Source organism: Streptomyces griseorubiginosus, assembly GCF_017614965.1.
In the GTDB taxonomy this organism is placed as follows: domain Bacteria; phylum Actinomycetota; class Actinomycetes; order Streptomycetales; family Streptomycetaceae; genus Streptomyces; species Streptomyces griseorubiginosus_B.
Genome location: NZ_WVUG01000609.1, coordinates 1 through 1,762, shown reverse-complemented (window position 1 = coordinate 1,762; position 1,762 = coordinate 1). Strand labels below are relative to the sequence as shown.

The 1,762-nt window shown below is 71.9% G+C and carries 2 protein-coding genes; both read left to right on the top strand.

What is annotated here, in order from left to right:
* The coding region (locus GRC12_RS44145) for a sortase (protein ID WP_208786051.1) at nt 1-844 on the top strand (844 nt) is incomplete at its 5' end.
* A 48-nt stretch (nt 845-892) separates the two neighbouring features.
* The gene (pstB, locus tag GRC12_RS44140; RefSeq protein ID WP_208786050.1) at nt 893-1,750 is read left to right on the top strand and encodes a phosphate ABC transporter ATP-binding protein PstB; all 858 of its coding nucleotides are present in this window, start codon (nt 893-895) and stop codon (nt 1,748-1,750) included.
* Nucleotides 1,751-1,762 lie beyond the last annotated feature (12 nt).

The following is a 1,762-nucleotide window of genomic DNA, read 5'->3' as shown; positions in this document are numbered from 1 at the left end:
CCCCGGGCTCGCGCTCGCCGGAGCGGCCGTGTGCGTGCTCGCCGCCGTGCTCCTCGGCTTCGCCGCGAACCTCACGGTCGTCGGCCACCTCCAGCACGCCCGCGACCAGCGCACGGCCTACGCCGAACTGCGCCGCCAACTCGCCCTGGGGACCGCCCCGGTGGGCCAGCGCGACTACGAGGGCAGGCTGCTGAAGCCGGGCGCGCCGGTCGCCCTGCTGAGGATCCCCGCACTGGGCGTCAAGGAGGTCGTCGCCGAGGGCACCACCTCGGAGATCCTGATGTCGGGACCCGGTCACCGCCGCGACACCCCGCTGCCGGGCCAGGCCGGAACCTCCGTCATCATGGGCCGCCAGTGGGGCTACGGCAGCCCCTTCCTCCATCTGCGCGACCTGCCCGCCGGCACCCGCGTCGAACTCACCACCGGCCAGGGCAGGTCGGTCTACGAGGTCACCGGGGTCCGCCGGGCCGGCGACGAGCTGCCCGCGCCCCTCACCGGCGGTCAGGGACGGCTCACCCTCATCACCGCGACCGGAGCGCCGTACACCCCGAGCGGTGTCCTCCGGGTCGACGCCCGGCTGGTCACCCCTGTCCAGCCCAACCCTCCGCGCGACCTGCGCCCCGGCTGGATCGCCGCCTCCGAACAGGCCCTCGGCACCGATCCCCGGGCCTGGCTCGGGGTCTTCCTGTGGACGCAGGGCCTGCTGCTCGCCTCGCTGCTCGCGGTGTTCGCCTTCCGCGTCTGGGGCCGCTGGCAGACCTGGATCTGCGCCGGCCCCGTCCTCCTCGCGCTGGGCCTCGCGGACTCCCAGTCCCTCACCGCCCTGCTGCCGAACCTGCTGTGACCCCGGGCCCCTCAATCCCCGGCCCCCGCACGGAAGTTGACTTACCGAATGACCGAGAACACCGATCTCGTCGACACCCTCGTCCAGCCGCGTGTCGTAGACGCCGTCCCGGCAGGCGCGTTGGGCGGCGGACCCGCCACCCTGCGTGCAGACTCCGTCTCCGCCTGGTTCGGCGACCACAAGGTCCTCGACCGGGTCTCGCTCACCATGCCCGCCCGCGAGGTCACCGCGCTCATCGGCCCCTCCGGCTGCGGCAAGTCGACCTTCCTGCGCATCCTCAACCGGATGCACGAACTGATCGGCTCCGCCGCCCTGTCCGGCCGGGTGCTCCTGGACGAGCAGGACATCTACGACCGCGGCCGGCGCATCACCCACGCCCGCCGCCAGATCGGCATGGTCTTCCAGAAGCCCAACCCGTTCCCGGCGATGTCCATCTACGACAACGTCGTGGCCGGCCTCAAGCTCAACGCCATCAAGGTCGGCCGCGACGGCAAGGACGACCTGGTGGAGGAGTGCCTCACCAAGGCGGGCCTGTGGAACGAGGTCAAGGACCGGCTGCGGCAGCCGGGCGGTGCGCTCTCCGGCGGGCAGCAGCAACGGCTGTGCATCGCCCGCTCGTTGGCCGTACGGCCCCGGGTGCTGCTGATGGACGAGCCGTGCTCGGCGCTCGACCCGACGTCCACCCGGCGTATCGAGGAGACCATCGCCGAGCTGAAGTCCGAGGTCACCATCGTCATCGTCACCCACAACATGCAGCAGGCCGCGCGGGTCTCCGACACCTGCGCCTTCTTCCTCGCCGCGCAGGGCACACCCGGTGTGATCGTCGAGCACGGTGACACCGACGCGATGTTCAACTCGCCTCGGGACGAGCGGACTTCGGACTATGTGAACGGGCGGTTCGGGTGAGGGGTGGGGGTG

Coding starts and splice junctions, on each gene's coding strand:
- pstB (WP_208786050.1), top strand. CDS start 893: ATGACCGAGAACACCGATCTCGTCGACACCCTCGTCCAGCCGCGTGTC.